Genomic DNA, 7,261 nt, shown 5'->3' with positions numbered 1-7,261 from the left:
GCAGCGCGAGGCGCTGGTCAGCCGTCTGGCCGAGGGGCGGCCGCCGCGCGACTTCGCCGGCCTCTACGTCGGGCACGAGGAGCTGGAACGCGCACTCGCCGACCTGCCCGGCCTGGACGGTCCGGGTCCGGAACGGGTGGCGGTCATCCGCGCCGGCATGGCCGAGCGGGTCGGCGAGGTGCGCGCGGCGTTCACCGCGTCCCTGGCCGGGAGTGGCAGGTTCGCCGCGGTCACCCGGCACGCGCACCTCGGCCCGGACGAGGCCGAGGTGCTGGCGCTCCTGGTCGCCGTCGAGCAGTCGCCGGCGCGCCAGCGGCTCGTGTCGTACGTGCAGGATTCGGTGCAGCTGCCGCGGCTGACCCTCTCCACCCTGACCCGCGTCTTCGCCGACCCGGCCGGGCACGTCGCCGAGCGCGCGCTGTCCCCGTCCGGCGGCCTGATCCGCGCCGGGCTCGCCCGCACGGCCGGCGACGGACCGTGGGCGACGCTGTCCGGCGAGCCGGCCGCCCGCCTGATCTGGCACCTGCGCGGCGACGACGCGCCCGATCCCGCCCTGCCGCCCGGCGCGACGCGGCGGGCGGCCGCAAGCGACGAGCCGAGACGCGGCGGTCTGCTGCTGGTGCACGGCGGCGACCGCGAGAGCCGCCTGCGCGCGATCACCGGCGCCGGTCTGCTGATCTGCCCGCCGCCGGACGACGCCGCCGGTTGGACGGCGGTGGTCCGCGAGGCGACACTCGGCGATCTGGTGGTGGTGTTCGAGATCGAGGGCCCGCTGACCGCCGCGGGGCGCGACGCCATCAAGCGGGCGACGCATCTCGACTTCGTGCTGAGCTCGTCCGGCGAGCAGCCGCTCGAGTCGGTGCCGGAGCGGTCGTGGCACGAGATCCGGGTGGCCGACGGCGTGGCCGACGCCGGTGACTGGCAGCGTGCGCTCGGCCGCGACCCCGACCCGGCGTACCGCCTGACGCGCGAGCAACTGCGGCTGGTCGCCGCCGCGGCCGCGGCCGATGGGGGAGAGGTCGCCCCGGCCGTCCGCCGCCTGGCCGGTGGGCACCTCGACAACGTCGCCGTACGGATCCGGCCCCGCCGCTCGTGGGACGACCTGATCCTGCCGCCGCCCGAGGCCGCCCAGTTGCGCGAGCTGTCCGCCCGGCATCGCGGGCGGGAGACCGTGTACGGCACCTGGCGGTTCAGCCCGCTGCCGTCGGCCGGCGTGGTCGCCCTCTTCGCCGGCCCGTCCGGCACCGGCAAGACGCTCGCCGCCGAGGTGGTGGCCGGCGACCTCGGGCTGGATCTGTACAAAGTGGACCTGTCCGCGGTGGTCAGCAAGTACATCGGCGAGACGGAGAAGAATCTCGAGCGCATCTTCGGCGCCGCGGCGGCCGGTGACCTGGTGCTCTTCTTCGACGAGGCGGACGCGTTGTTCGGCAAGCGCTCCGAGGTGAGCGACGCCCACGACCGGTACGCGAACATCGAGGTGGCCTACCTCCTGCAGCGCCTGGAAACGTACGAGGGCCTGGTCGTGCTCGCCACCAACCTGCAGCGCAACATCGACCCGGCGTTCCTGCGGCGGATCTCCATCGCGATCGACTTCGTGGCGCCCGAGGAGCCGGAACGCCGGCAGATCTGGGCGCGCACCTTCCCGTCCACCGCGCCGATCACCGACATCGACATCGACTTCCTGGCTCGCCAGTTCAAGATCACCGGTGGCGTGATCAGCAACGCGGCGCTCGGCGCGGCGTTCCTGGCCGCCGCCGAGGACAGTCCCATCACCATGCGGCATGCTGTGCTCAGCGTGAAACGGGAGTTCCAGAAGCTCGGGCGGCTGCGCACCGAGAAGGAGTTCGACCGCTACTTCGACCTGGTGAAGGACGCCGATGCTGCATCTGCTCGATGAGACGCTGGAGACGTTCCTGCGCTCGGTCGTCCCGCTGCCGGCCCGCGATGTCGACATCGCGTTCGAGGCGCCGGACGGCGAGTGGTCCGCGGCCCTGTCCTCGAAGCCGACCGTCGACCTCTACCTGTGGGACGTGCGGCCCAACCTGAGCGACCGCGAGTGGGGCGACGTGATCGTCGAGGAGTCCGACGGCCGCCGCTTCCGCCGCGACCCGCTGCCCCGCGTCGACTGCCGCTACCTGGTCACCGCCTGGACCAGCGAGGTCCGTGACGAGCACTCGCTGCTCGGCGACGTGCTGTCCGCGCTGCTGCTGCACCCGACGATCGAGGTGGAGCATCTGCAGGGGGTTTTCGCCGACGTCCGCCCGGTGCCGACGCTCAAGCTGCGCAGCGGCGACGGCAGCGAGAACTCGGACTTCTGGTCGGCGCTCGGCGGCCAGCTCAAGCCGGGCCTCGACCTCGTCGTCACCGCCACGATCGATGCCGCGCTGCGCACCAAGGCGGGCCCGCCGGTCGAGGTGGTCGAGGCCACCGCGGCCTCGCTCGCCGAGATCAAGACCAGAAACGGCGTTCAGTCCGGCTGAGGCGGCGGCGGGGCTGCCTTCAGTCTGGTCAAGGGTGGCGGTGGGGCTGCGGAGGAAAGACGCCTTCAGTCCGGTCAAGGGTGGCGGTGGGGCTGCGGATGGCATTTCAGCAGGTCAGTGACGCCTTCTCGAAGGTGGCGCTGAACGACTCGGGTGACGAGCCGGACTGCGCGCGGTTGAGGACGGAGAGGCCGGCCTTGACGGTGGCGGGCAGTTTGATGTCGATGGTGCCGAGATCGGTGTACGCCGTTTCGTCCGGCCGCCGCCACCGGGCATCCACCGTGTCGCCGGCCCGGCGCAGCTGCAGGATCACCCGGTCGGCGTTGGTGCGCACGGCGTTCGGGCCGGCCTTGAACGGCGGATGCGGCCGCAGATGCTTGCCGCCGTTCTTGTACTCGTACACGATCGCCTGCACATCGCCCCAGCCCAGCTCGAGCCGCACGTAGCTATCGGGGCCGTTCCACAGCACCAGCCCCGCGCCTTGGTAGAACTGGTTCGGCGTGGCGGTCATCTCGGTCTCGAGCTGAAAGTCGCCGGTCTGCGACCGCAGCAGCATGGGCGCGTCGAGCTTGTCGTTGTAGATGTCGGAGCCGTCCGGCGCGTCCACGGTCGCGGCGCCGCCGGCCACGTTGACCTCGACATCGTCCCGGGTCTGCTCCCACTTCGCGTCGAGCGTGACGCCGGTGAAGTCGTCGACGAACCCGCAGGCGGGCACGACGGGCGCCGAGCTGGCCGGACCTCCCGACGGGTTTGCGCCGGCACCGTCGTCGGTGAACTTCCCCACCAGATAGACCGCGGTGCCGCCGATGACCAGCACCGAGACGGCCGCGGCGACGATCTGCAGCAGACGGCGTCGCGCCGGTCCGGTCCTGCGCGCCGGGACGGCCGGCGGCGCGACCGCCCGCGCCGAGGACCGGTTGAGCCCGTCGCGAGTGAGAAGAACCGGCGATTCGAATTCGGCCGCCGCTGTGGGCGCGCCGGATTCGCCGGGTACGCCCGCCGGCTCGGCCCTTTTGCTCTGCTGCCTCCGGGGCGCCCGCTGAGGCGCCACGACGGGAGGCACCGGCGCCGTGCCCTTGCTCTGCTGCCCACGAGGAAGCGCGCCACCTGCCGGAAGCGCGCCCCCGGCCGGAACCGCGCCACCTGCCGGAACCGCGCCACTTGACGGGAGCGCGCCACTTGACGGGAGCGCGCCACTTGACGGGAGCGCGCCACTTGACGGGAGCGCGCCACTTGACGGGAGCGCGCCGGACGGCGCGGTCGCCGTCGCCGTGGGCCTGCTCTGCTTCTTCTGCGGCAGCGGCGAGCTGCCCTCCGCGAGCAGCGACACCCGCGCCGCCCCCAGGGCGATGCTGTGCTCGGCATGCGGATCCAGCACCACCGGCCGCCGGAACTCCGTGGACAGCAACTGCGACACCAGCGGAATCCGCGACGAACCGCCGGAGAGCAGGAACGACGTCACCTCGTCCGGCGCCACCCCGGCCGAGCGCAGCGCCCGCCGCATCGCGCCCACCGTCTCGGTCAGCGCCGGCCGGATCATGTCCTCGAACTCCGACCGGATCAGCCGGATGCGCGTGTGCATCTGCGGCAGCGCCACCGGGATCAGCACCTCGGTGTCGTCGGACAGCGCCTCCTTCGCCTCCACGCAGTCGCGCCGCAGCCGGGCCAGCGCCGCCAGATTCGCCGGGTCGTCCCCGGCCGACACCAGGTCGGCGGGCAGCTTGGTGATGACGTGCTCGAACACCGCCTCGTCGAAGTCCATGCCGCCCAGCTGCTCGACGCCCTCCGGCTGGCCCAGCACCTCGAAGCCGCCCGCGGTGCGCCGCAGCACCGCCGCGTCGAAGGTGCCGCCGCCCAGGTCGTACACGGCAATGATGTGGCCATCACCCACCCGCGAGCCGGCGGCGTACTCGATCACCGCCGCCTCGGGCTCGGTGCGCAACGTCACCGGCGGCAGGTCGGCCATCCGCGCGGCCTGCATCAGCAGCTCGCGCTTGTACTGTCCCCAGTTCGCCGGGCAGGTCAGCACCACCGCCGCCGGCGCCGAGCCCTGACCGGCGACAGCCGTCCTGAGCACGTGCTCGAGCATCCGGGCGGTCAGGGCGTGCGCCGAGAAGGGGGCGCCGCCGACCATGATCGGGACGGGGTCGCCGACGCGCCGCTTGAACTCGCGGGCCAGCCGGCGCGGATCCGTCTCGCCGCGGCGAGCCGCCGCGTCGCCGACCAGCACCGCGCCCTCGGCCGGCACGAAGACCAGCGACGGCAGCTCGGCCCGGCGGCTGCCCAGGCGCAGCACTTCGAGCGAACCGTCCCGTGTGATCGCCGCGGCCGTGTGCGTGGTGCCGCAGTCGATGCCCAGCCCGTACGCCATCAGGTCAGGAACGCTATCAGCCGGGGACGGTGAAGGACTCGACGCGGTCGAGCCCCTGGAAGTTGGCGCCGTACCCGCCGACGACGTAGATCGTCCGGCCGAGCCGCGCCACGCCCAGCCCGGCGCGCGGCGGGTCCAGCTTGGGCAGCGTCGCCGCCACGCCGGTCTGGTCGCACCACCAGTCGTTGTAGCGCTTGCCGGGCATCTCGCCGCCGACCAGGCACATGCCGATGCCGTCCAAGCGGACGGCGGCGGAGCTGTCGATCGGCGGGTCGATCCGCACCGTCGGCGGCTCGGCCACCTTGCCCTGCGCGATGCGGTCGATCTGGGCGGACTTCGTGTCCTTCTGCGCGTCGCGCCCGCCGAGCACCCACACGGTGTCCACGTTGTTGCTGACCGCGGTGAGCTTCTGCCGCGGTTCGCCGAGCTTGCCGATCGACTTCCACTTGCCGTCCGTCAGCGACCACACGGTGTCGGTCGGCGCGCCGCCCTTGCGGGTGCCTCCGGCGAAGATCACGTGCGAGCCGTCGTACGCGGCGGCGCCCGCCACCCTCGGCTCCGGCAGCGGCACGTCGGGGATCCAGGCGGTGCCGGTCGGGTTGAGCTTGAGAACCTGTTTCGAGCCGCCGTCCTGCACCCAGCCGGCCAGGAAGTACAGGCTCCACGGGGTGGCCACCAGCGAGCCGTGGCTGATCCGCTGGGGCAGCGTCGGGCCCTTCGCCCACTTGTCGGTCTTGGGGTCGTAGAGGTAGACGCTGGTCAGCTTGGTGCGCGCTTCGTCGTTGGAGAGCCCGCCGGCCACCCAGATCTTGTCCTTGTACGCGGCCACCGCCGCGCCCTCGAGCTGGACCGGGAGGTTCGCGAGTTGCTTCCAGGAGCCGATCACCTGGGGCGCCGCCGGACCGGCCGACGTCGGTCCGCCGCCGGCCGGCGTCTCGCCGCGGTCGCCATCCCCGCGGAGCATCGCCCACGCGACGCCGCTGCCGATGAGGAGCACGGCCACCGCCGCGGCCGCGACCGCGATGATCGGACCGCGCCGCGACCGACTCGGGGCCGGCTCGAAGGGCGGGGTGGGTGACGGCTTGCCGGCGGGCGGCGGGCCGACGGGTGGCTGCGGCTGGACGATCGGCGCGGCGCCGGTGCGGTAGACACCCGGCTGGGGTTGCGGCTGCGCGACCGGTGCAGGTTGGCCGGGAGTGTAGGCGGGCGGCCCGTCGGGAGCGGGGGAGATCTGCTCGGTCGGATAGGGCGACGTCGGGTACGGCTTACCGGGCTGCACCGGCGGCGCCGGCTCGACCGGCGGCGCGGGGAAGGGCCGCGACGGCGACTGCATCCCGCCGCCGTCGCGGGCAGCCATCGCCGCGCCCAGCGCGATGCTGTGCTCCGGGTTGGCGTCCAGCACCAGCGGCCGGCCGAACTCCGTGGACAACAACTCGCTGACCAGCGGGATCCGCGACGACCCGCCGGCCAGCAGGATCGACCGCAGGTCGGTCGGCGCGATCCCGGCCGAGCGCAGCGCCCGGCGCATCGCCGCGACCGTCTCGCTCAGCGCCGGGCTGATCATCGCCTCGAACTCCGACCGGTTGAGCCGGACCCGGGTGTGCATCGAGGGCAGCGCCACCGGGATCAGCACCTCGGTGTCGGCCGAGAGGTCCTCCTTGGCGATCACACAATCGCGGCGCAGCTGACTGAGCGCCTCCACGACGGAGGGATCGGACGGGTCGAGCTGCTGCGCGCGCGGGCCGAGCATGTCCAGCACGTGGGCCAGCACGGCCTCGTCGAAGTCGACGCCGCCGAGCTGCTCGATGCCGGCCGGCTCGCCGAGCAGCTCGAAGCCGGTGGCGGTCTTGCGCAGCACCGCCGCGTCGAAGGTGCCACCGCCCAGGTCGTACACGGCGATGATCTCACCGGCCTGGACCCGCTCCTGCGCCGCGTACTGCACCGCGGCCGCCTCCGGCTCGGAGCGCAACTGCACGTCCGGCACCTCGGCCAGCACCATCGCCTGCATCAGCAGCTCGCGCTTGTACGGACCCCAGTTCGCCGGGTGGGTGACGCTGACCCGGGCCGGCGGCCCCTCCTGGCTGCGCGTGACGGTCTGATGCACGTGCTCGAGGACCCGGGCCATCAGCGCGTGCGCGGAGATCGGCGAGCCGCCGACCAGCACCGGCACCGGGTCGCCCAGCCGGCGCTTGAACTCGCGGGCGAGCCGGGCGGGCTCCCGCGCGCCCCGGCGCTCGGCCGCGTCGCCGACCAGCACCACGCCGTCCTCACGGAGGAAGACCAGCGACGGGATCTCGGCGCGGCGGCTCCCGAGCTGCACCACCTCGGGGGTGCCGGTTGTGGGCAAGGCCGGCCGCCGGGTGGTGGGGGCGCGCGGAACGCCGAGAGTGTTGTAAAACCAAGGATCAAA

Annotated in this window: 4 protein-coding genes; 2 read left to right on the top strand and 2 right to left on the bottom strand. The window is 73.3% G+C overall.

Features of this window, described 5'->3' with window-relative positions; translation table 11 throughout:
* On the top strand, window positions 1-1,897 hold a 1,897-nt coding region (locus AB0M20_RS18760), incomplete at its 5' end, for an ATP-binding protein (protein WP_364299707.1).
* Entirely contained in the window at window positions 1,878-2,480 is a 603-nt protein-coding gene (locus tag AB0M20_RS18755) for a DUF4255 domain-containing protein (protein WP_364299705.1), read from the top strand. The genes AB0M20_RS18760 and AB0M20_RS18755, both read left to right, overlap by 20 nt.
* 106 nt (window positions 2,481-2,586) lie before the next feature.
* Here AB0M20_RS18755 and AB0M20_RS18750 read toward each other — a convergent pair whose 3' ends face one another.
* Window positions 2,587-4,851, bottom strand: coding sequence for an Hsp70 family protein (locus tag AB0M20_RS18750; RefSeq protein ID WP_364299703.1), 2,265 nt, complete (start codon window positions 4,849-4,851; stop codon window positions 2,587-2,589).
* Window positions 4,852-4,867: 16 nt separating this feature from the next.
* Window positions 4,868-7,261: Hsp70 family protein (locus AB0M20_RS18745; RefSeq protein WP_364299701.1), on the bottom strand; the 2,394-nt coding region annotated here is incomplete at its 5' end.

The organism is Actinoplanes sp. NPDC051633 (genome assembly GCF_040681735.1).
In the GTDB taxonomy this organism is placed as follows: Bacteria; Actinomycetota; Actinomycetes; order Mycobacteriales; family Micromonosporaceae; genus Actinoplanes.
Note: the sequence above shows the minus strand (reverse complement) of the source record. Positions and strands in the feature narration are given on the sequence as shown.

Excerpts from the sequence above, each read along its gene's own strand:
- AB0M20_RS18750 (WP_364299703.1), bottom strand. The coding sequence starts at position 4,851 with ATGGCGTACGGGCTGGGCATCGACTGCGGCACCACGCACACGGCCGCG.
- AB0M20_RS18755 (WP_364299705.1), top strand. The coding sequence starts at position 1,878 with ATGCTGCATCTGCTCGATGAGACGCTGGAGACGTTCCTGCGCTCGGTC.